Source organism: Streptomyces sp. NPDC048473 (genome assembly GCF_043200155.1).
Classification (GTDB): Bacteria; Actinomycetota; Actinomycetes; order Streptomycetales; family Streptomycetaceae; genus Streptomyces.
This window is the reverse complement of sequence record NZ_JBICXE010000036.1, coordinates 22,335-46,501: the sequence shown is the minus strand read 5'-3', so window position 1 is coordinate 46,501 and position 24,167 is coordinate 22,335. Positions and strand designations below refer to the sequence as shown.

The 24,167-nt window shown below is 74.1% G+C and carries 6 protein-coding genes; all 6 read right to left on the bottom strand.

Annotated elements, in window-relative coordinates; genetic code table 11:
• Positions 1 to 34: 34 nt before the first annotated feature.
• Positions 35 to 2,680 (bottom strand): type I polyketide synthase, encoded by a 2,646-nt coding sequence (locus ACGFU7_RS36965; protein WP_393701948.1) that lies wholly within the window; start codon positions 2,678 to 2,680, stop codon positions 35 to 37.
• A 24-nt stretch (positions 2,681 to 2,704) separates the two neighbouring features.
• Positions 2,705 to 3,907, bottom strand: a complete 1,203-nt coding sequence (locus tag ACGFU7_RS36960) for an OzmP (RefSeq protein ID WP_393701946.1) — start codon at positions 3,905 to 3,907, stop codon at positions 2,705 to 2,707.
• Positions 3,904 to 7,371 (bottom strand): amino acid adenylation domain-containing protein, encoded by a 3,468-nt coding sequence (locus ACGFU7_RS36955; protein WP_393701945.1) that lies wholly within the window; start codon positions 7,369 to 7,371, stop codon positions 3,904 to 3,906. Before ACGFU7_RS36955 ends, ACGFU7_RS36960 begins: the two co-directional genes overlap by 4 nt.
• Positions 7,368 to 21,977 (bottom strand): SDR family NAD(P)-dependent oxidoreductase, encoded by a 14,610-nt coding sequence (locus ACGFU7_RS36950; protein WP_393701944.1) that lies wholly within the window; start codon positions 21,975 to 21,977, stop codon positions 7,368 to 7,370. Before ACGFU7_RS36950 ends, ACGFU7_RS36955 begins: the two co-directional genes overlap by 4 nt.
• Positions 21,978 to 22,043: 66 nt before the next feature.
• Positions 22,044 to 23,147: an SIS domain-containing protein gene (locus tag ACGFU7_RS36945; RefSeq protein WP_393701942.1), complete on the bottom strand. Its 1,104-nt coding sequence runs from the start codon at positions 23,145 to 23,147 to the stop codon at positions 22,044 to 22,046.
• A 58-nt stretch (positions 23,148 to 23,205) separates the two neighbouring features.
• Complete coding sequence (locus ACGFU7_RS36940; RefSeq protein WP_393701941.1) at positions 23,206 to 23,952, bottom strand: SDR family NAD(P)-dependent oxidoreductase; 747 nt, start codon at positions 23,950 to 23,952, stop codon at positions 23,206 to 23,208.
• Between the last annotated feature and the right edge of the window lie 215 nt (positions 23,953 to 24,167).

The window sequence follows — 24,167 nt, the reverse complement described above, 5'->3', positions numbered from 1 at the left end:
CACCGTGGGCCGGGGCGTCGCCGCCGGGAGGGGGTCAGGCCTGGCCGGTGTGGCGGGCGGCCGCGCGCTGGGCTCGCCGGGAGGTGCGCGGCGCCGGGGTCGTGCCGTCGCCGCCCGGGGCCGTGCCGGGGGCGAGGCCCATCAGCTCGGCGAGGTTGTCCACGAAGGACCGGATGGTGGGGAACTCGACGAAGGAGGCGGCCGGGACCTCGAAGCCCAGTTCATCGCCGAGCTTGGCGACGACCTCGATGAGCACCAGGGAGTCCAGGCCGAGGTCGAAGAGGCTGGTGTCGAGGGCGGCGAGGTGCCGGCCGCCGAGGACCTTGCCGATCGCCTCGGTGAGGTAGTCCCGGATCAGTTCGACGTTGTGCTGCGGGTCGGCCGGGTCGAAGCGGGCGATCAGCCGGTCCCCGGCCGGTGCCGCCTCGGTCCGGGCGCCGTGGTCGCCGGGCTCCACCCAGTGCCGCCGTCGCTCGAAGCGGTGGGTGGGCAGGGGCACCCGGCGGATGTCCCGGCCGGTGTGCACGGCCGCGAAGTCGAGGTCGGCGCCGAGCACCCACTGGTCGGCGGCGAGGGTGAGCAGGTGGGTGAGTCCGCCTGGTTCGCCGTCCGGTGGGGTGAGGCGGAGCGCGTGCCGGCCGGTGCCGTCGAGCAGCGCGTCCAGGGAAGCCGTCGCGTCGGCCGGGCCGGTCCAGACGGCGGGGTCGCGGCCCTCGTCATCGGTCATCCAGTGGCCGGTGCGCGGCGATACGACGGGCAGCCGGGGCGGGGCGACGCGGTAGGGAGCGGTGCCGCGGGCCAGGGCGAGGGCGTCGGCGAGCGGGAGTGCCTCGGCGAGGGCGGCGGCCGTGGCGAGGCCGGTGCCGGTGGCGGCGAGGCCAGCCGGTGCGACGCCCCAGGCGGTGAGGGCGGTGGCGAGGGCGTACTCGTGGCAGCAGGCGGCGACCGCGCCGTCCTCGGCGAGGAGGGCCTCGGCGTCGCCGGGGCGCCCGAGGGCGGCGGCGCAGGCGTCGGCGGCATCCCGGTAGGCGGGCACCGACACGTACAGCTCGGCCGCGTCGGCCGGGTCGGCGCCGGTGCCGGTCAGGACGAGGACGGGGGCGCCCGGCTCGCGTCCGGTCACGCCGCGGCGGATGTGCTCCTCGTCGCCGAGGGCGAGCGCCATGGCCGCGGAGCGGGTGCTGCCGGCGACCAGGGCCAGCCGGTGGGTGTGGGCGCGGCGGCCGAGGCCGAGGGTCTGGGCGACGGCGGCCGGGGCGAGGCCGGGGTGGGCCCGCAGATGGCGGGCCAGGGCGGCGGCGGCCTGTTCGAGGGCGTCCTCGGAGCGGGCGGAGAGGACCAGCAGCTCCGGCCGGCTCTCGTGCGGGGCCTGACCGCGGGCCGGGCCCTCCTGGAGGATCGCATGGGCGTTCGTACCGCCGATGCCGAAGGAGCTGACGCCGGCGCGCAGCGGGCCCGTCTCGCTCTTCCACTCGGTCTTCTCGGTGTTGACGAAGAACGGGCCGGCGGCGAAGTCGATGTCCGGGTTGGGCTCGGTGAAGTGCAGGCTGGGCACCAGGGTGCGGTGCTCCAGCATCAGCGCGGTCTTGATCAGGCCCGCCATGCCGGCGGCCGTGTCCAGGTGCCCGATGTTGGTCTTCACCGAGCCGAGCGCGCAGTACCCGGTACGGTCGGTGCCGTCGCGGAAGGCCTCGGTGAGCGCGGCGACCTCGATGGGGTCGCCGAGCGGAGTGCCGGTGCCGTGTGCCTCGACGTAGCCGATGGTCTCCGGGTCGACGTCGGCGACGTCCTGGGCGTCGGCGATGACGGCGGCCTGCCCGGAGATGCTGGGCGCGGTGTAACCGGTCTTGGCGGAGCCGTCGTTGTTGATGGCGGAGCCCTTGATGACGGCGTGGATCCAGTCGCCGTCGGCGAGGGCCTCCTTCAGCCGCTTGAGGACGACCGCTCCGGCGCCGCTGCCGATCACGGTGCCGCGGGCCTCGGCGTCGAAGGCGCGGCAGTGGCCGTCGGGCGAGAAGATCATGCCTTCCTGGTACTGGTAGCCCTGGCCCTGCGGGTTGAGGTGGACCGCGCCGACCAGGGCCATGTCGCACTCGCCTCCGAGCAGGGCGAGGCAGGCGGTGTGCACGGCGACCAGCGAGGTGGAGCAGGCTGTGTTGATGCCGATGCTGGGGCCGGTCAGGTTGAGCTTGTACGACACCCGGGTGGCGAGGAAGTCCTTGTCGTTGGCAAGCATCAGCCGGTAGTGGTCCACGGTGGACGCGGCCCTGTAGCGCTCGCCCAGGTTATGCAGCAGGTAGGTGTTCATGCCGGCGCCGGCGTAGACGCCGATGTGGGCGTCGGTGCGCTCGGGGTCGTAGCCGGCCCGCTCCAGGGCCTCCAGGGCGCACTCCAGGAAGACCCGGTGCTGCGGGTCGAGGATCTCGGCCTCGTCCTGGGTGAACTGGAACAGCTCGGAGTCGAACAGGTCGGTGCCGGGGATGGTCTGGGCGGCCTTCACATAGCGCGGGTCTGCCAGCCGGGCGGCGGGCACGCCGGCGGCGAGGAGTTCCTCGTCGGTGTACCGGGTCAGCGTCTCGCGGCCTTCGCTGAGGACGTGCCAGAAGCGGTCGACGGAGTCGGCTCCCGGGAAGCGGCAGGCCATGCCGATGATGGCGACGTCGGAGTCGGAAAGCGTCATGGTGCTGGTTCTCCTGCTCGGGTGTCAGCTCAGCCGTATGCCGAGGTCGGCGGCGACGGATCGCATGTCGAGGAAGCTGCGGGCGACGAAGCGGGCGGCGTCCTCGGAGGCGTCCATGCGCTGGAAGAGGTCGACGAGGCTGCGCTCGTGCTCGTCGCGGTCGCCCTCCCCCGCCGCGATCTCCTTGACGACCTTGCCGAGCCGGTCCTCCACGTCGGCGAGGTCGAGCGAGCGCGGGAACTTGATGCTGAAGGTGTTGCGGTCGTAGGAGGCGTTGCGCTTGACGGACCGCACGTGGCTGGCCGCGTTGAGCTTGTAGAACATGCAGTCGAAGTTCGTGAACGAGTAGTAGTTCAGCAGCGGGAAGAGCGTGCAGTGGGTCTCCAGCGGCGAGGACTGGTACAGGCCCTTGGCGCGCAGTTCCTCGACGATGCGGTCGGGATCGTACTCATGGCGCATGGCGATGAACGGAAAGACGATCTTCGGCAGGTTCTCGTCGTCGTCGAAGAGGAGCTCCTCCAGCTGCCCGCCGAAGAGCGTGTCGGCGAGCCGCTCGCCGAACGTCTTGTAGAAGCCGCGCACGATCTCCCGGACGTTGGACTCCATGGTGAGGATCTGCTGCGGGTCGGCGCACAGCGCGATGTAGGGGATCTTCTGCCGGTAGGCCATGAGGATCGCGCGCAGCACGAAGAAAGTGCGGCAGGAGACGCAGGGCAGCTTCTCGTCGAGGTACTTGCCGGGCTTCTTCGGCGCGGGACGGTTGAACACCTCGCGCATCATCAGCTTGATGTTGTCGTCGTCGGCGTCGAGGACGAACGTCGCCGGGATCTTCTCCCGGGCCAGCGCGATGTTCTGGGCGGCGTGCACGCTCTCGAAGGGCACGTCGAAGGTGAAGGCCAGCACCCGCTTGCCGTACTCGTTGACGAACTTGTCCAGCATGTACGTGCTGTCCTTGCCGCCGCTGTACATGAACAGGCAGTCGTACTCGCCGGTGCCGGGCGGCGCCTGCTGGAACTCGGTGAACACCTCGCTGGTGTAGCGGTAGTTGACGAGCAGGTCCTCGGCGAAGTCCAGGTTGCACAGGCTGCACACCCCTTGGTCGTCGAGCACCACTCCCGGATGGCTGGCCTTGAGCGAGCAGACCTGGCAGCTGGACACGGAACCCCCTGGCGAGACGGACGGATCGGGCTGTGCGGTGGGTGTGGCGAAGTCGTGTCGGCCGGTCATGAGCGCCGCCCCCTGCGGTCGCGGCGGCGGGCGAGCGCCGCCGTGTCCCGGGAGCGCCGGGGCCGGGACACGGCGGGCCCGGCGGGGCGGCCGGCGTCGGCGACATGGGCGGCCATGGCTTGTACGGTCGGATGGCCGAACATGTCGAGGCGGGTGACCTGGAGGCCGAGCCGCTCGCGCAGGGTCGCCACCACGGACGTCAGGCGCAGCGAATCGCCGCCGACGTCGAAGAAGTTGTCCTCGGCACCGACCCACTCCAGGCCGAGCGCCTCGCACCAGACCTCGGCGATGCGCCGCTCCAGGTCGGTGCGGACGGCTGCCGCGCCGCCGGCGACGCGGACGACGTCCGGCTTGGGCAGGGCCTTGCGGTCGACCTTGCCGTTCGGGGTGAGCGGCAGTCGGGGCAGGACGACGAGGGCGGAGGGGACCATGTAGGCGGGCAGGCGCTCGCCCAGAGCGGCGCGCAGCCCGGCGGTGTCCAGCGGGCCGGCCGTGCCGACCAGGTAGCCGGCCAGGCGGCGTTCGCCTGGCCGGTCCTCGCGGACGACGGCGACGGCGGCGGTGACGCCGGGCAGCCGGCGCAGGGCGGACTCCACCTCGCCGAGTTCGATCCGGTAGCCGTTGAGCTTGATCTGGCCGTCGATCCGCTCCAGGTACTCCAGGCGGCCGTCGGGCAGGTGGCGTACCAGGTCGCCGGTGCGGTAGGCGCGGCCGGTGCCGCCGCCGGGGGCGGTGACGAAGCGTTCGGCGGTCAGCTCGGGCCGGCCGAGGTAGCCGTCGGCGACACCGTCGCCGGACAGGTACAGCTCGCCGGGGATGCCGGGCGGGACCGGGACGCCGCGCTCGTCGAGGACGTGACAGCGGGTGTTGCCGACGGGCCGACCGATGGTGGCCGCCCCGCCGGGCAGCACCCGGTCCACGGTGGACCAGATGGTGGTCTCGGTCGGGCCGTACATGTTGTACAACGCGCCGACGCGGGGCGTGAGTTGCCTGGCCAATTCGGGGGGCAGCGGTTCGCCGCCACACAGCGCCCGCAGCGCCGGATCGCCGCTCCAGCCGGCGGCGAGCAGCATCTGCCAGGTGGTCGGGGTGGCCTGCAGGACGGTGGGTGCGGAGCGTTCCACGCGCTCGCGCAGGGCGACACCGTCGGCGGCCTCGGCGGCGGAGAGGACCTCCACGGTGCCGCCCCGCACCAGCGGCAGGTACAGCTCCAGGCCCGCGATGTCGAAGCACACGGTGGTCAGCGCGAGCAGCGAGTCCCGGGAGCCGAAGCCGGGCCTGCGGGCCATCGTCCACAGGAAGTTGACCAGCGCCCGGTGGCCGACCTGGACGCCCTTGGGCAGGCCGGTGGAGCCGGAGGTGTAGATCACGTAGGCGGGAGTGCCCGGGTCGGAGCGGTCGAGGGGGGCCGCCGGTGGCCCGGCGGTGAGCGCGGTGGAAACCGGTACCGGGGTGACCGGGAACTCCTCCAGGGTGCCGCCCAGCGTCTCGTCGGTCACGACCAGTCGGGCGCCGCAGTCCTGGAGCATGTGGCCGATCCGGGCGGGCGGGTAGATCGGGTCGATCGGCACATAGGCGGCGCCGGTGCGCAGGACGGCGAGCAGGCTGACCAGCAGTTCGGGCGAGCGCTCCAGGTAGACGCCGACGACTGTGCCGGGGCCCGCGCCGAGGCCGGCGAGGTGCCGGGCCAGCCGGTCGGCGGCCTCGTCGAGTTCGCCGTAGCTGAGGGCGCGGTCCTGGAAGCGGACGGCGGTGGCGTCCGGTGCGGCGCAGGCGATGTCGGTGACCAGCCGGGTCACGGTCTCCTCGCGCGGATACTCCTCGTCGGTGTCGTTCCACCGGCCGTACAGCAGCTCCCGCTCCTCGGGTGCGAGCAGGTCGGCGGCGCCGAGCGGGCGGTGGGGGTCGGCGGCGAGGGCGTCGAGGAAGACGGCGAAGTGCCCGGCGAGCCAGCGCTCGTGGTCCGCGGTCAGTCCGGCGCCCGCGTGGAAGCCGACGGCTCCGTCGGCGTCGATGAGGACGGTCAGCGGCCGGTCACCCGGTTCGGCCGCGCCGCCGGGCAGTACGACGGCGACGGGCAGCCCGGTGCGGGCGGCGCCGGTCAGGTCCGAATGGCGCAGGGACACGTCACGCCGGTACGGCGTGCGGTCCCGGAGTCCGTCGAGTGCGGTGCCGATCAGCTCGGTGAGGCCGGACAGGGTCAGATCGAGCAGCCCTTCCGGGGGGTGCAGGGGCACGTCGGGCGCCAGGATGCGGGAGGCGGCCGGGGAGGCCGCCCACGGGACGGACACGGCGACGTGCCGCTCGTCGCCCCGGGTGAGCCGGGCGAGGAAGGCCAGGGCGGCGGCGAGGGCCGGCCGCTCGGGCTCCGTTCTCCGCTCGCGCAGGGCCTCGGGCAGCGGGACCGGGCCCGCCGGGCGGGCCACCGGGTTCAGCGGGCCGAACCTCGGCGGGAGCACCGGTCGCAGCGACCGCAGGGCGCGCAGCCAGCGGCGCTCCTGGCGGTGGGCGGCGCGGGCGGCCTCCGCGAGTTCGGCGACGGCCGCGTCGGGCAGGTGCGGGAAGCGGCCGCCGAGTTCCCGGGCCAGGGCGAGGGGGTCGAGCCGTTCCCCGGACAGGGCGGCGAGGTCGGTGAGGCGGACGTCCCGGTCGCCGGTGGCCACGGTGAGGGCGTCGGGGCCGGCGTCGACGACGGTGCCGGGCTCGGCGGTGGAGGGCCGGTCGGTGACCTCCACGGCACGGACGGCCAGCAGGTCGTCGCCGCGGGCGAGCAGCACCGTGCCGACGTCGTTGCGGCGGCGCCCGAACGCGGTGGCCCGCACCAGTGCGTCCAGTTCGGCGGCGGGCTGGCGCCAGTCGAACACACCGCCCCGGGGCAGGCCGTCGTACCGGCCGTGGTAGGTACGCAGGCCCAGGTCCTGCGGCGTGCGGGTGGCCGTGCCGGCGGCCAGTTCGTCGACGAGTTCGGCGAAGGACTCGACGCCCGCCTCGAAGCAGGCGACGTCGAGGTCGTACACCGTGGCCGCCGGGTCGACGGGCACCGTGCGCTGCTTGAGCACGTCGCCGGTGTCGGCCTCCAGGCGCATCACGTGCCAGGTGACGCCGTGCTGCTTGTCGCCGTCGAGGATGGCCCAGCTGGTGGCGAACAGACCCGCGTGCCTGGGCAGCGGACCGTCGTGGAAGTTGACGGGCAGCCGGGTGGGCAGGGCGAGCACCTCCTCCGGGAGCATCCGGAGGTTGGCGATGCTGAACAGGTAGTCGAAGCGCAGCGGGGCCAGCCGCTCGGCGAGGTCCGCGCCGAACGGTACGGCGGGCAGCCCCTCCCCCTCGGCCCAGTCGAGCAGTTCGGCGGAGGGGGACACCACGGCGGCCACCGTGTGTCCGCGGGCCACGAGCAGCCTGGTGCACTCGACGAGGAGGGTCTCCTCGCCGATCACGACACAGCTGAACGGCTCGGCAGTCATCGTCCGCCTCCTTCGGAGTCCCCGCGCTGGGAGAGCAGTTCGGCCAGCAGCTCGTCGACGGCTGCGTCGGACAGGCCCGCGACCAGGCGCTCGGCGTCGCCGGCCGGGGCGGGTTCGGGCGCTGCGGGGGTGGTGGGCTGGGGGGTGGTGACGGGGGCATCGGGGGTTTCGGGGCTGTGCGCCCGGGCGCCGAAGTGCCCGGCCAGCTGCCGGATGGTGATCCGCTCGAACAGCAGGGTCGCCGGCTGGGGTCCGTAGACCGCTTCCAGGGCGCGGGTCACCTCCAGGACGACCAACGAGTCCACGCCGTAGTTCTCGAAGGTGAGGTCGGGGTCGAGCTGGTCGGGGGTCATCTCCAGGACGCGGGCGAAGACGTCCGTCACCTGGCGCAGGGTGTCGTCCTGGGAGGCCGGGGAGACGGGGGCGACCGGGGCCACGGCGGAAGCCGGCGCAGGGGCCGGAGCCGGGGTCCGCTTCGGCTCGCGCTCGGCCGCCGGAGCCTGCCCGTCGCCGGGCACCACGCCGTCGCTGACGGCGGCGATGACGCTCTGGAAGGCTGGTCCGGCCTCCGTCGTCGGGGCAGCCGCGCTGATGTCCGTGAAGCCGCACGCGGCCAGCGCGTCCCGCCACTGGCGCTCGCTCGCCAGCGGGGAGCGGGGCATGCGCTGCTCGGGGTCCGAGAACAGCCACCAGCCGGCTGTCAGGCCGAAGATGAGCGCCAGCTGGTGCCGCGCCCGGGTGCCCTCCACCAGCAGCAGGGCACCGCCCCGCCGCAACAGCCGCTTGGCCCCGGTCAGCGTGTCGGACAGCCGCCGGGTGGCGTGCAGGACGTTGGTGGCCAGCACCACGTCGTGGGCGCCAGGGGTCAGGCCCTGCCCGGCCGGGTCGGCCTCGATGTCCAGCACCTCGAAGCGGGTGAAGGGGTACTGCGCGCCGAAGCGGTTCCTGGCCTTGCGGACGAAGGCCGGGGAGACGTCGGTGAAGACGTACTCGATGCCGTCGCCGTAGAGGGCGAGGGCGGCGAGCACGGCCGCCGTGGTGCCGCCCGTGCCGGCGCCGATCTCCAGGATCCGCACCGGTGCAGTGGGGTCGGCGGCCCGGCGGGCCTCGACCTGCTCGGCCACGAGCCGCGCCACCTCCCCGTTGCAGCGGTCGGTGACCGGGTCGCCCCGGTAGACGGCGGCCACACGCTCGGCGGAGCCGTCGGGGAAGAGGACCTCCATGGCGGGGCGGCGGCCGGTGAGCACGTCGGGCAGCGCAGTCAGGCAGTCGCCGAGGAGCGTGACGACCGGCGCGATGGACGGATGCCGTTCCGTCAACTGACTGAATTCAACGATGAGTTCCTCCTCGGGCGCGGTCCTGCGGCCCGTCGGGCGCAGGCGGCCGCCGTCCGTGACGGTCAGCCAGTCCGCCTCGGCCAGCATGTCCAGCTGCGCCTGGAACAGCGCGGCGTGCTCGGGCACCACGCCCAGGCGGGCGGCGAGTTCCTCCCGGGAGGCCTCGCCCGCGCCGAACAGGGCCGCCCGGTCGAGCACCGACGCCAGCAGGCGCAGCGCCAGCTCCTCCGCCTCGGCGACCGCACGGTGGTGCGCGGCCAGTTCACTGTCGGCGCCGGGCGCGCCCGGGAAGCGGACCTCGGGCAACGGGTCCGGCGCACCGCCCGGCAGCACGCTCAGGGTGCGGTCGGGGTCGATGCCGAGGTTGTCCAGGATGGGCCGATCGGCGTCCAGGGCGAACACCTGGGGCAGCCCGGCCGCGAGGGTCCGCTCGACAACGGTCATGCCCTGCTCGGCGCTCAGCGGCCGGATGCCGGCGGCGCCGAAGCGGCGCAGCACCCGCTCCCGCTCCGGATCGCCGCCCGCGTGCCAGTAGCCGAGGTTGAGGACCCGCACCGGGAAGGGCAGGGTGCGGGCCGCATGCAGGGCACAGGCGTCGGCGAAGGTGCAGCCGGCGGCGTAGCCGGCCTGGCCGTGGTTGCCCTCGAAGGCCACGCCGGACGAGTAGAAGAGCGCGAAGTCCAGCGGCACCTCGCGCACCGCGTGCAGCAGGCTCCAGGTGGAGTCGGTCTTGGACTCCAGGGCGGTCCGCAGCCCGTCCTCCGGCAGCTCCCTCAGCACCTGGTTGACCAGCACCATCGCGGCGTTGATCACCCCGTGCAGGGCGCCGAACTCCTGTACGGCGAGATCGACGGCCTCCTTCAGCGCGTCCGGGTCGGTGGCGTCGAGGGCGAGGTAGCGGACCTCGGCGCCGGCCTTCTCCATCTCCGCGACGGTCTGCCGCCGGGTCTCGTCGAGCGGGGAGCGGCCGACCACGACCAGCTTCGCTCCGTAGGCGCGGGCCAGGTGCCGGCAGGTGTCCCGGCCGACGGCCCCGAGCCCGCCGACGACCAGGTAGACGCCGCCCGGGCGGAACCGGGATGCGGCGGCGGGCAGTTCGACCCGCTCCAGGGTGCGCACCCGGCGGACGCCCGCGCGCAGCGACACCGGCACCGGCCGGGCCAAGAACGGCTCGGCCACGATCGCGTCGGCCGCCTGGGCGGCCTCCGCCGCGCGTACGTCGACGAGCGCCACGCGCAGCGCGGGCAACTCCTTGGCCACGACGGCGGCCAGGCCGGCGGTCCCGGCGGCCCACGGGGAGGAGTCGTCGCCCGCCTCCAGCGGGTGGACGTCCGTGGTGACGACCTTCAGGCGTGTCTCGCGCTCCAGCAGGCCGTGCCGGGCCAGCGCCCGCACCAGGCGGTACAGGGCGACCGGGCCCCGGTCGGTCAGGGCGCGGAGCTCGGCGCGGCCGGCGGGCTCACGCCCGGGGGCCGTGGCGAGGAAGTAGACCAGGTCCGGTGCGCCGGATCCGGCCAGGGCACGGTCGAGTTCGGCGTCCGCGAGGCCGCCGGGGCCGGCCGGGAGCCGTCGTACGTCGGCGCCGTGGTGGGCGCGGGCGATGCCGGCGGCGGGCTCGGCGTCCAGCCGCTCCCCGACCAGGAGCACGCTGCGGACGGCCGCGGCGCGCTCCTCGGCGGGCCGGGCGGTCCACACCGGCCGGTGCACGACCACCGCGGACGACTTGGCCTCGCGGTAGGTCAGGCCCTCGAACCGGACCCGTACCGCGCCGGTGTCGTCGCAGAGCAGCACCTCGCAGCGGTCGGTTCCGGTCTCCCGGACGTACGACCAGCCGGTCGTGGGGACGGCGCCGAACACCTCGACGCGGTCGGCCGCGAACGGCAGCATCGGCCGGGCGTGTTCGCCCCGTCGGCGGACCAGCAGGGCGGCGACGGTGTGCAGGGCGGCGTCCAGGACGCCCGGGTGCAGGGCGCGCGCCGGGTCGTCGTCGGCGGGCTCGCCGATCCGGCCGAGCACCTCGTCCCGACCGGTCCACACCTGCCGGACGCGGCGGAAGAACGGCCCGTACGGCAGTCCCTGCCCGGCCAGCGCCCGGTAGAAGGAGCCTTCGCCCGGGCCTTCGTCCAGGCGGGCGCGCAGCGCGGTGACGTCGAGGGGGGCGGGCGCGGCCGGGGCGGCGGCGAGGCGGCCGCAGGAGCGTACGGCGTCGTCGGCGCCGCGGATCTCGTACCGGTCGCCGTCGAAGGCCACCGCCACCGTCTCCTCGGCCCCGCTCAGGGCCAGCGGAACGACCCAGCGGACGTCCACGCAGGCCCGCCCGGTCAGTCCCCCGCTCGCCTCGGCGACCAGGTCCAGGTGGCCGGCACCGGGCAGGATGGGCCGCCCGTCGACCACGTGATCGCGCAGCACCGGCTCGTCGGCGGCGAGCCGGCGCTCCCACCGGCGCGGGCCCTGCGCAGGGGCGGGAGCGGGCGTGGTGTCGAGCCAGTGCCGTACCCGCTCGAAGGGGTACGTCGGCAGCGGCACCCGGCGGCGCTCGGCGGGGCGCGAGCGGTGCAGCAGGTCCCAGTCGACGGTGACGCCCGAGACCCACAGCCGGCCGAGGAGGTCGTCGGCGCCGGCCGCGAGCTGGGTGGCGAGGAAGTCCTCGCCGCCGATGCCGTCGGTCAGCAGGCCGGCCAGCGGCGGGTGCTGCTCCACCCGGCCCCGGTGCAGCCACTGGCCGCCCTCGTCCCGGCCGACGGCGGCGAGCTTGCCGGCCGCGTCCGCGAGGTCTGCGGCGACGAACGCCAGCCGCGCGGCGAGGGGTTCGCGGCCCACGCGCAGGGTGTGAGCGACGTCGGCCAGCCTCGGGGCACCCGGCTCGGCAAGGGTGCGGCCCAGGTCGGCCGCGCGGGCGCGCAGCCGGTCCTCGTCGCGGGCGGACAGGACGATCAGCTCCGCCTGCTCGGGCCCGGCCGGGGCCGGCTCGGGGGTCATGTACTCCTCCACGACGACGTGCGCGTTGGTACCGCCCGCCCCGAACGAGCTGACCGCGGCGCGGCGCGGCAGCGGACGGCCGTCACCGTCGTACGCGCGCGGCCACGGCGCCGTCTCCCGCTGCACGGTGAACGGCGAGCTCTCGAAGTCGATGACCGGGTTGAGTTCCTCGGCGTGCAGCGTGGGCAGCAGTGTGCCGTGGCGCAGCTGCAGGACGGCCTTGGTGAGCCCGGCGATCCCGGCGGCGCCCTCCAGGTGGCCGATCGCGGACTTCACCGAGCCGAGCGCGCAGAATCCCGTGTCGCCGGTGTGCCGGGCGAAGGCCTGGGCCAGCGCGGTGTGCTCGATCGGGTCGCCCAGGGCGGTGCCGGTGCCGTGCGCTTCGACACAGCCGATGGTGCGGGCGTCGATGCCCGCGGCGGCCAGCGCCTGTTCCACCAGCGCCTGCTGGGCCTGCGGGTTGGGCACGGTGTAGCCGCTGGTCCGGCCTCCGTGGTTGACGGCGCTGGCACGGATCACGGCGTGCACGGTGTCGCCGTCGCGGACCGCGTCCGACAGCCGCTTGAGCACCACCGCGCCGACGCCCTCGCCGGGCACGTACCCGGTGCCGCCTGCGCCGAAGGCCCGGCAGCGGCCGTCGGCGGACAGCATGGTCTTGCGGCTGAGGTGCACGTACTTGTCGGGGTGCACGGCGACGTTGACGCCGCCGGCGATGGCGTACGAGCACTCGCCGCGGCGGATGCTCTCGCAGGCCTGGTGCACGGCGACGAGGGACGCGGAGCAGGCGGTGTCGATCACCACGCTCGGGCCGCGGAAGTCGCCGAAGTAGGAGACCTGGTTGGCGATGGCGGAGCGGTTGGCCAGCACGACCTGGTGGTTGCCGCGGGCCGACTCGGCGGCGGCGAGGATCGCGTAGTCGTCCCACATGACGCCGACGAACACGCCGACGTCGTGCCCCTGGCCGCCGTGGCGGGGTGCCGGGATCCGGGACGGCGGGTAGCCGGCGTTCTCCAGCGCCGACCAGGCCGTCTGCAGGAAGAGCCGCTCCTGCGGGTCCATCGTGCGGGCCTGCTTGGGCGCGATCTGGAAGAACAGCGAGTCGAAGGAGTCCACGTCCGACAGGAAGCCGCCCCAGCGGCTGTAGCTGCGGCCCGGTGCGGCCGGGTCCGCGTCGAACAGGGCGTCGGCGTCCCAACGGTCCGCGGGGACCTCGGTGACGCAGTCGCGGCCCTCGGCGAGGTTGCGCCAGAACTCCTCCAGGGTGTCCGCCTGGGGGTAGCGGCCGCTGATGCCGATGATGGCGATCGGCTCGTCGGCGTCCCGGCGGGCGGGTGGGGTGTGCGGGCCCGGGGCGGGCGCGGACGCAGGCGCGGGAGCGGCGTCCTGCCGCGACAGCCGTGTCTCCTGCCGCGACGGCTCGGTCTCCTCGGGGAACAGGCGGGTGACGGCGTCGGCCTGCTCGGCGAGGATGTGGCCGGCCAGCTCGTCGACCGTCCGGAACTCGAAGAACACGGTGCCGCGCAGACCCGGGAAGTCCTTGCCCAGCAGCGAGTTGGACTCCATGACCAGCACCGAGTCCAGGCCGTAGTCGTCCAGCGGGACGCGGCTGTCGAGGCGCCCGGCGGGCAGCTTGAGCACGCCCGCGAGGACCTCGCGCAGGTGCTCCACCAACCGGTCCCGGAGCCGGCCGGCGCGGGCGGCGGCGACGGGCGCCGACGCGACGGGCCGGGACGGGGCGGGAGTACCCGTCAGGGCGGCGTCGACGGCCGCCGGGTCGCCCCAGGCGGGCACGAGCCACGAGGCGCCGGGTGCGAAGGAGCGGGCGAGGAGGTCGAGGCCCGCTTCCGCGGTCAGCGCCCGCATCCCGCTGCGGCGGGTGTACGCGGCCAGTTCCTCCTCGCGGACCAGCCCGTCGACCCCGCCGACCGCCCAGAGCGGCCAGGCCAGGGACAGACTGCGGCCGTGCCCCTCGCCCCGGCGCACCCGGCGGTCGCGGAGCACCGTGTAGAGGTCGGCGAAGCGGTTGGCGGTGGCGTAGCCGGCCGCTCCGAAGTCACCGATGAGGGAGGAGACGGAGGAGAAGACCACGAAGAGGTCGAGAGGGTCCTCGCGGGTCAGCCGGTCCAGGTGGACCAAGCCGTGTGTCTTGGCGCCGAGCAGCCGGGCGAAGCGCTCCCGGTCGCCTTCGGCGCGGCCCTCGTCGGCGACGCCCGCCAGGTGGAACACGCCGTGCAGGGCGCCGAACCGGTCCCGGGCGGCGGTCAGCGCCGCGCCGAGTTCGCCGGCCCGGGCCACGTCGGCGCGCAGCGCGAGCACCTCGGCACCGAGGCTGGTCAGCGTGCGGTGCCAGGCGCGGGTCCGCTCGTCGGGCTCGGAGCGGCCGATCAGCACCAGCTTGGCCGCGTGGGTGCGGGCCAGATGCTCGGCGAGGACACGGCCGATGGCACCGGCGCCGCCGGTCACGACGTACACGCCCCCGTCCCGCAGGGGCGCGTCGGCCGGGGTGGCCGGGCCGGTGAGCGGACGCAGGGCCCGTACCTGCCGCTCGCCGGAGGCCGTACGGCGGACCTCCAGGCCTGCGGCGCGGGGTGCCGCGCGCAGTTCCACCGCCACGGCCTGGGCGACCTCGGCGGCCGGGGCCGCAATATCAACGCCGAGGGTGAGCAGTTCCAGGCGCGGCGCGACCGGCCCCGTGGAGCGGGCGAACCCGGCCAGGGCGGCCCACTCGGGCCGGTCCTCGCCGGCGTTCTGCGTGTGCAGCACCAGGCACCGCACCCGGCCGGGCAGCACGCCGGTGCGGGCCGCGTCGAGCACGTCCAGGACGGGGGCACAGACGCGGTCGAGCAGGTCGGCGGGCGAGCCGTCGTCCGCGTCACCGAGGACGACGGCGAGGTCGAGCCCGTCCCCGTCGGCGAGGGAGGCGAATCGGCCGGTGTCCTCGCCGACGGCGACGACGCGCCGCCACATGCCGGTCGCGGCCAGCGCGGACTCCAGTTCCGGGTGGCGGCCGAGCAGGACGAGGGTCCCGGCGGCGTCCGCCGGTTCCGGGTCGGCGGCGGGGCGCCAGTACGGCTCGTAGAGGCGGGGTTCGCCGGGGACGGGCTCAGGCTCGGCCTGCGCGACGGGCGTACGGCCGGCAAGCGCCGCCTGGGCGCCGGCTGCAGGGCCCGCAAGGGCCGCCTGGATGCCGGGCAGACGGCCCGCGAAGTCCCGTACGGAGGCGAGCACGCGGCCCTGGTCGTCGTACACGGTCAGGTCGAAGCGGCGCACGCCCGCCGACTCGCCGGCCAGCCGGGCGTGCGCGTGGCAGACCTCGGGCAGGGGGGCGAAGGAGTCCAGGGCGCCGAGGCTGAAGGGGACGGCGAGTTCACCGGGGCGCGGCGCTGTGGTCCGACCGGTCCAGTGGCAGGCCCGCAGGGCGCCGTCGAGGAGCGCCGGGGGCAGCTGGGTGCCCGGGGCGGTACCGGCCTGGGCCAGCCGGACCAGCGCCTCGCCGGGGCCGACCCGGATCTCGTCGATGACGTGGAAGGAGGGGCCGTACGCGAACCCGGCGGCCGCGTACTCGGTGTACGCGGTGGGTCCGTCGCGTACGACGGACAGACGGGCGCGCAGCGCGGCGAGGTCCTCGGCGGCCTCAGGGACGGCAGGGGCCGGGACGGCACTGCCGCGGGCGTGGGTGGTGCGGCCGGCACCGGTCCCGCTGTACACCTCGAAGGCCAGCCCGGTGCGGTCCGGGCCGAAGGAGACGTACAACTCCAGTTCGCCGTCGGCGAGTTCGACGGCCCGGCCCCACACCACCTCGCGCAGGGCGTGCCGGGTGCCGGGCTCGGCGAGCGCGGCGGCGGCGCGGACGAACTCCAGCGTCGCCGCGCCCGCGAGCAGCGGCCGGCCCTCGATCACGTGGTCGCGCAGCAGCGGGTCGTGCGCGCGCAGCGTCTTGCGGAAGCGGACCTCGGTGACGGTGGACTCGTTGGCGTCGACCAGCGGATGCGGAGCGGCCGTGCCCAGGTCGGGGTCGAGCGGGATCCAGTAGCGCTCCGCGGCGAACGGGTACCGCGGGGCGCGCACCCGGCGCGGGGCAGGCCCCGGCCGGCCGGCGTGCCAGGTCGCCCAGTCCACGTCGGCGCCGCCCAGCCAGCGGCGGGCCGACTCGGCCAGCGGGCCCGCGTCGGCGAGGTCGGGGGCCGGGCCGCCGTCGGCGAACCGGCTCAGGGCGGCGACGAGTTCGCCGCCGTCGGTGACCGCCACCGCGAGCCGGGCGTCGAGGGGCTCGCGGCCCACCTGGGTGGTGAAGCACAGGTCGGCGAGCGGCACGCGCTCGGTCCGGACGAAGCAGGCGGCCGACTCGGCGTAGGCGCGCAGCCGTTCCTCGTCGCGGGCGGAGAGCAGGAACAGCACGGGTTCACCGGTGCTGTGCTGCTCGCCCGCCGGTACGTCGGTGACCGGGTCGGGGTTCGGGGACTCCTCCAGGACGAGGTGCGCGTTGGCGCCGCCCGCGCCGAAGGAGCTGAGGCCGGCCCGGCGCGGCCGGTCCCCGTCGGGCCAGGCGGACAGCTCGCGCTGGACGCGGAACGGGGAACGCTCGAAGTCGATGTTGGGGTTCAGCTCGGCCGAGTGCAGCGAGGGCACCAGGGTGCGGTGCCGGAACTGCAGCAGCACCTTGGTGAGTCCGGCGATGCCGGCCGCGGACTCCAGGTGCCCGATGTTGGACTTGACCGAGCCGATCGGCCAGGTGCCGGGCGCGGCCTCGGCGGACCGGTAGGCGTGGGTGAGGCCGGTCAGCTCGATCGGGTCGCCCAGGGCGGTGCCGGTGCCGTGCGCCTCGACGTAGCCGATGTCCTGCGGGGTGACGCCGGCCCGATCCAGCGCGTTGGTGATCGCGCGCTGCTGGGCGCGCGGGTTGGGCACGCTGTATCCGTTGGTCCGGGCGCCGTGGTTGACGGCGCTGCCCAGGATCAGGCCGTGGATGCGGTCCCCGTCGGCCAGCGCCTTGCGGTGGGGCTTGAGCAGGACGGCGCCGACGCCCTCTCCGGGCACATAGCCGTCGCCGCCCGCGCCGAAGGCCCGGCAGCGGCCGTCGGAGGACAGGAAGCGGCCCTGGCTGAGGAAGGCGAACTTGTACGGGTGGACGGAGACGTTGACGCCCCCGGCGATGGCCAGTTCGCTCTCGCCCCGGCGCAGGCTCTCGCAGGCCAGGTGGATCGCGGTGAGCGAGGAGGAGCACATAGTGTCCAGCGCCATGCTTGGACCGGACAGGTCCAGGGCGTGGCTGACCCGGTTGGCGATGGTGGCGAAGGACGAGCCGGTGAGCGGCCGCCCGCCGCGCAGGGCGTCCAGGGCGCCGTGGAACTGGTACTCGCCGTACATCACGCCTACGTACACGCCGACGGGCCGGCCGGCCAGGTCGGAGCGGCGGTAGCCGGCGTCCTCCAGGACGTGCCAGGCGTTCTGCAGGAACAGGCGCTCCTGGGGGTCCATCAGTTCGGCCTGGCGCGGGGAGATGCCGAAGAAGAGCGGGTCGAAGCGGTCGACGTCGCGCAGGAATCCGCCCCACCGGGTGTGGGCGAGGCCGGGCGCCGCCGGGTCCGGGTCGTACCAGCGGCGGCTGTCCCAGCGCTCCGCGGGGATCTCGGTGATGGCGTCGCGGCCCTCGGCCAGGGTGGTCCAGAGCTCGTCGAGGTCGTCGGCGGCCGGGTAGCGGCCGGCCAGGCCGATGACGGCGATGGCGTCGGTGTCGTCCTCGGCGGGTTCGGCGACGCCGGCTCGTGCGGTACGGCGCGGGGCGCGCGGCGGGCGCGGGGCGGTGCCTTCGGCCGTGGGCGTGACCGGTGCGACCGCCGGTGTGCCGCCGGTCAGCTCGGCCGCGTGGTGCTCGGCGAAGTAGCCGGCGAGTTCGCCCAGGGTGGCGTATTCGAAGAACAGGGTCTTGGACAGGGCGTCGAAGTGCCGGTCCAGCTCGCGGTTGAGCCTGGCGATCATCAGCGAGTCGATGCCGAGCCGGTCGAACGGGGCGTCCTCGGCCGGTTCGGCCGGATCCAGGCCGGTCTCGGCGGCGATCAGCTCGCGCAGCAGCCGCAGGGCCTCGTCGCGCGGGCTGCCGCCCTCGGCGGGCGCGGTGGCCGTGGCGGTCCGGGCCGCCCGGGCGACGGGCGCGGTGAGCGCGGTGGTGATGGTGCGGAGGTCTCCGTAGGCGGCGACGAGCGCGCCGGGGGTGCCGAGGGCCTGCTCGAACAGGGCGAGGCCGGCCTGTGTGGGCAGTACGCCGAAGCCGGTGCGGGCGGCGATGTCCGCGGCGGCCTCGGTGCTCTGGCGCATACCGCCGTCGGCCCACATCGGCCAGGCGATCGCGGTGATCCGGCCGTGCCGTTCGGCGTAGGCCTCCAGGTAGGCGTTGGCGTACGCGTAGTCGGTCTGGCCGGGGTTGCCGATGTGGGCGGCGATGGAGGAGAAGGCGACGAAGAAGTCCAGCGGGTCGTCGGCGGTGGCCGCGTCCAGGGCGCACAGTCCGGCGGCCTTGGGGGCGAGGACGGCGGCGAAGTCCTCGGCGGACTTGGTCAGGGCGAAGCCGTCGCGCAGCACACCGGCGGCGTGGACGACACCGGTGAGCGGCCCGAACTCCTCGCGTATGGAGGCGAGTCGGGCGGTCAGGGCGTCCGGGTCGGACACGTCGACGCTGCGGTAGACCAGGCGCTCGTCCAGGTCGGCGGGCCGTTCGCTGCGGCCCAGCAGGACCACGCGGGCGTCGGCCCGGGAGAGCAGCCATCCCGCGACGGCGCGGCCCAGTCCGCCGGCGCCGCCCGTCACGACGTACACGCCGCCGTCGCGGACTGCTGCCGGGCCGGCGGCCGGTGCCGGCTCGGCCTGCGGCATCCGGCGGCCCTGTGCGGTGTGGGCGACCTCCGGGTCGCGGCCGTGGCCGGCCAGTTCGCCGGCGAGCGCGTCGGCCTCGGCCACATTCTCGGCGAGGCCGACGGCCTGCACTTCGAGGAGGGGATTCTCCGCGCGGACGGTCCGGGCGAAGGCGGCGAGTGCGGCGCGTTCGGGGCGTGGGCCGTCGGTGTCATGGCGGTGCAGCAGCAGGACGCGCACGGGTGCGGTGGGGCGGGCGGCGAGGAGCGTGCGGACGACGTGCAGCGCCTGTTCGAAGGTCGGTTCGTCGACGAGGACGACGTCGGGCGCGGTGGCCGGGTCGAGGTCGCGGGTGACCGTGCCGATGCCCAGGGCGGTGAGGTGAGCGGCGAGCTGTGCGCCGCGCGCCGGGTCGGCGGTGACGACGACGGCCGTGTCGCCGAGGGGTGCGCCGGTGGGCTCGGCGGGCACGGCGGTCCAGCGGCGGACCAGCAGGGCCGACTCGCGGGGCTCGCCGAGGACGCGCACGGCGAGGTCGTGCAGGCGGGCCAGGACCTGGCCGTGGGTGTCCACGACGGTGAGGTCGGCGTGCGCGGTCCGCTCCCCCAGCCGGCCGGCCGTGACGTGGACGTGGCAGGGCCCGGTGACGGGGGCGTGCACGGTGAGTTCGCCCAGGGCCAGCGGCAGGAAGCCGTCGGCCCTCTCGCCGTAGGCGCGGGCCAGCAGCACGACCAGGGCGTGCAGGGCGCCGTCCAGGAGGGCGGGGTTGAGCGCGACGCCGTCGAGCGAGGCGCCGTCGGGCAGTTCGAGGGTGCCGAGGGCCTCCCCGTCGCCGAGCCGGACCTCGGTGAGGGCGCGCATGCGGGGGCCGTAGTCCAGGCTGTGAGCGCGCAGGATGTCGTAGCAGTCGGTGTGGGTGACCAGCTCGGCGCAGCGGGCGGCGACGGCGGCCGGGTCGGCCGGTGCCGGGCGCTCGACGGCTCCGGGGTGGATCTCGCCGGCCGCGACCACCTGCTCGTCGGCGGTGAGTTCGAACCCGACCGTGTCGCGCTCGCGCCACAGCTGGACCAGCGCGGTGCGCGGCCCGGTGGCATAGGAGAGCAGCTGCTCGAAGGAGACTCCGCGCAGCCGGACCGGTCCGCCGAGGGAGAGTTCGCCGGCCGCGCGGGCCATTTCCAGCTGTCCGGCGGCGGGCAGGACGGGCTCGGCGTCGACGCGGTGGTCGGCGAGGTAGAACTCGGTGCCGGTGCGGGAGCTGCGGTAGGCGAGGGTGTCCAGGGTGGAGACGTTCTCGTCCAGCATGGGGTGCGGGCCGGGGCCGGTGACCCGGTCGGCGGGTGTGCTGGTGCCGGGGCCGGTCAGCCAGCAGCGGCGGCCCTCGAAGGGGTACGTCGGCAGCGGGACGCGGCCGCGCTCCTCGCCCTCGAACCAGGCCGCCCAGTCGACGGCGGCGCCGGCCTGCCAGGCGCGGGCCACGCCGCCCCAGGGGCCGTCGGTCACGCCGAGGGCGACACCGCGGACCTCGTCGTGGGCGCCGCGCACGGGGATGCGCGCGCGGGCGGCGGGCGGTACCGGGCCGTCGCCGGTCAGCGCGTCCTGAAGCCGCAGCGCCCCGGTCACGCAGGCGGCGGCCCGGGCCGCGAGCCCGTCGCCGTGCACCGCGACCGGGGTGAGGCCCCAGTCGAGCCACAGCTTGCCGAGCGCGTACTGCACGGCGAACGCCCGCCCCCGCTCGCCGAGTCGGTCTGCGCCCGCGGCGAGCGCGGCCTCGTGGTGCCCGGCGAAGGCGGGCTCGGCGGCGGCCCACCGGCCGGCCAGGCCCGCCGCGTCCGGGACGTCCTCGGCGAAGACGAAGAAGACCTCGCCGGTCCCGGGCCGCTCGGGGACCGGGGCCTTGCGCAGCGCCCGGGCGAGGGCGGCGCGGTCGGAGCCGGTGACGGCGAGCCGGTACTCATGGGCGCGGCGGCCCACGGCCAGCGTGTAGGCGACGTCGGCGAGCGCGGCCGGGTCGTCGCCGTCGAGGTGGGCGGCCAGGTTCTGGGCGGCCGTGGCCAGCGCGGTCGCGGTACGGGCGGACACCACCAGCAGCTGCTGCGCGCGGTGTGCGTCGCCGGTGACGGGGGCGGGCGGGGCCTCCTGGAGGATGGCGTGCGCGTTGGTGCCGCCGATGCCGAAGGAGCTGACGCCCGCGCGCAGCGGGCCCTCCCCTGTCCAGGGGGCGGTGTCGGTGTTCACCTTGAAGGGGCCGGCCGCGAAGTCGATGGCCGGGTTGGGGGTGGTGTGGTTGACGGTCGGCACCAGCGTCCGGTGCTTCATCATCAGCACCGTCTTGATCACGCCCGCGACACCGGCCGCCGCGTCCAGGTGGCCGATGTTGGACTTCACCGAGCCGATGGCGCAGAACTCGGTGTCGGCGGTGGACTCCCTGAAGGCCCGGGTGAGCGCCGAGACCTCGACCGGGTCGCCGAGGCGGGTGGCGGTGCCGTGTGCCTCGACGTATCCGATGGAGCGGGGGTCGACGCCGGAGACGGTGTGCGCCTCGCGGATGACGGCGGTCTGGCCGGCGGCGCCGGGCGCGGCGAAGCTCACCTTGCCGGAGCCGTCGTTGTTGGTGGCCGTGCCCTTGATGACGGCGTGGATGGTGTCCCGGTCCGCGATGGCGTCCCGCAGGAGCTTGAGGACCAGGACACCGACGCCGTTGCCGAGGACGGTGCCGCTGGCGTCCGCGTCGAAGGTGCGCACGTGCCCGTCCCGGGACAGGATCGCGCCCTCCTCGTACAGGTACCCCTTGGCCTGCGGCAGTTTCACGGTGACACCGCCGGCCAGCGCCATGTCGCACTCGCCGTTGATCAGACCCTGGCAGGCCAGGTGGAGGGCGACGAGGGAGGTGGAACAGGCGGTCTGGACCGCGTAGCTGGGGCCTTTGAGGTCGAGTTTGTACGACAGCCGGGTGGCCAGGAAGTCTTTGTCGTTGCCGACCATCACCGCGAAGTGGTGGGAGGTGGTGGTCTGGTCGACGTGGGGCAGGACCTGCTGCTGGAGGTAGGTGTTGATGGCCGCGCCGGCGTACACGCTGATCAGCCCGTCGTAGCCGGCGGGGTCGTAGCCGGCGTGCTCCAGGGCGGCGTGGCCGGCCGTCAGCAGGATGCGGTGCTGCGGGTCGGTGATCGCGGCCTCGGCCGGGGTGAACTCGAAGTACCCGGTGTCGAACAGGTCGACGTCCGGGATGATCCCGTGGGCGGGGACGTACTCCGGGTCGTCCAGCAGCCGGGCGGGCACCCCCGCCGCCGCCAGTTCCTCGCGGCTGAAGCGGGTGATGCCCTCACGGCCCTCGCCCAGCAGGCGCCAGAAGGAGTCCAGGTCGTCGGCGCCGGGGAAGCGCCCGGCCATGCCGATGATGGCGACGTCCGTCTCGGCAACCGCCGGAACCGGGTTGTTCACTGACCCAACACTCCTTATTTTCCTGCGCTCACTTGGGGAAGAGACGGTGCTCCGGCTCGTGACGAACTAGCGGGCAGCCGCTTCCGAGAGGATGGTGTCGCCGTGGTACCAGGGGTTTCCTGCGGCCTCGGAGATGAGGTTGCGCGACTGCGTCTCGTGTGCGCGGCCGAGAGCCAGCGTGAGGTGCTGGACGAACTCCAGGGCGGTGAAGTACTTCCGCATGAAGGTGGGTTCGGCTATGGGGATCTCGATCACCTCGATGTTCCCGTTCTCCGGACGGTCGCTCGTGAGCAGGCCCGTCAGGTTCTTCCGCTTCCCCTGCGTGTACTCGTCGTCGTCCGCGTCGGCGAAGACCAGCACGCTGTGCTTGCGCGTCGGGTCCGACAGGGTCGCCACCTCGCTGTGGCAGAACTCGTGGAAGTAGTTGCGGGTGGCCGGCACCATGGCGATCTCGTTGAGGTGCATCTTGGCCAGCTTGAGCAGGCTCTCGTGCCACACCGGCGAGGCGATCATGATGATGTTGGCGTCCCGGCTCCGCAGGGCCGCCGTGCGCGCCAACTCCCGGTGGGCGTCGGTGAAGTCGTGGGCCAGGTGGTCCGGGAGCGCCCGCACCTCGTCGCCGAAGTCCTGCGGGACCAGGCCCAGCCGGAAGAAGACGTCCAGCAGGATGGCGAAGTACTGCCCCACGTGGAACAGCGGGTACTCGCGGTCGGGCTCGCTCAGCTCCCAGCGCAGGATGGACACACCGGCCTCCCGGCCCAGCTCGGCCAGGCGCCCGCCGGAGGTGAGCAGAACCATCCGGTCGTGGGCGTGCGCGAGTGCGCGGAAGGCTCGCGCGGGCTCCAGGGAGTGGCCGCTGTAGGAGCTCAGGATGATCAGGGTCCGGTCGTCGTCCATGACGGAGGACGGCAACAGGTACGCGTGGTCGTAGTCGTTGAAGACGTGGAACTCCACCTCGGTGCCCGTCGAGATGAAGAAGGCGCGGACGACATCGGAGACGATCGCCGAGCACCCCATGCCGGTGAAGACCACACGCTTGAAGTGACCTGCGGCGATACGGGCGCGCAGGCTGTCGGACAGCTCGTCCAGCGAGTATTCATCGGACTTCGTGAAGCCCTTCCGGTAATTCTCGGAGAGGAATTCCTCGTACCGGTCCATACGAGTACGCACGTACACAGCCTCTTTTCGGAAAATGGAAGTGGATGCCTTCTCGTTCACGCCACGAGAATCACCACATGAACTGCCCGCCGTCCACGATCAACTTCTGACCGGTGACGTATGAGGATTTCTCTCCGATCAGGAATTCCAACGCGTCGGCCATCATGTCGACATCCCCTATGCGTCGCTGCGGGATCTCATCGAGCAACTTGTCTCGGTAATGCGATTCGTCCGTCCGGAATCGCGTGCGCATCTCCTCGGTGTCAATCATTCCGGGAATGAGCGAGTTGACGCGAATGGTCGGAGCGAGCTCCATCGCAAGGCATTTCGTGAAGTGCAGGAGCCCCGCCTTGCTGGCGCAGTAGTTCAGCCCGTCGAGCCGCGGGCGGATCCCCGTGGTGGCCGCGACGTTCACCACCGATCCACCGCCCGCCTCGAGCATCTTCGGCGCGAGCGTCCGCGTGAGATAGAACGGCGCGGACAGGTTGGCCGCGATCACCTGGTCCCAGTCGTCGAACGACATGTCGAGGAAGGGACGGTCGATGTTCCGCCCGGCGTTGTTGACCAGCACCCTCGGCGCCCCGTACTCCGCGAGCAGCTCGTCCGCCACGGTGACCACCGCGGCGGGGTCCGCCAGGTCGGCCTGCAGGGCCCGGAAGGAGTCGCCGAACTCGCGCTCGGCCGCGGCGGCGGACTCCTTGTCGCCCCGGTACAGCGCCACGACCCGGTACCCCAACGACACCAGGCGCCCACTCAGTCCGAGCCCGATACCTTTGGTACCGCCGGTCACCACCGCGAATTCCTTGTGCACCCTCATGTCTCCTGTACGCATCGACGGACTCGCCGGAAGAAGAAACTCATCTGATCCTGCAACGAGCCCAGGAAGAATCAGCCGTGGGATGTTGTCAGGGGTAGGAATACCCGCCGGACATCGGCGGGCCGGCGGAGGCTGCCTGCAGAAAATGCCGCGCCCATTTCGGAGATCTCGCTCAGCTTAGCTCGATTGCATTCACTCCAGCAAGACCGATTTCA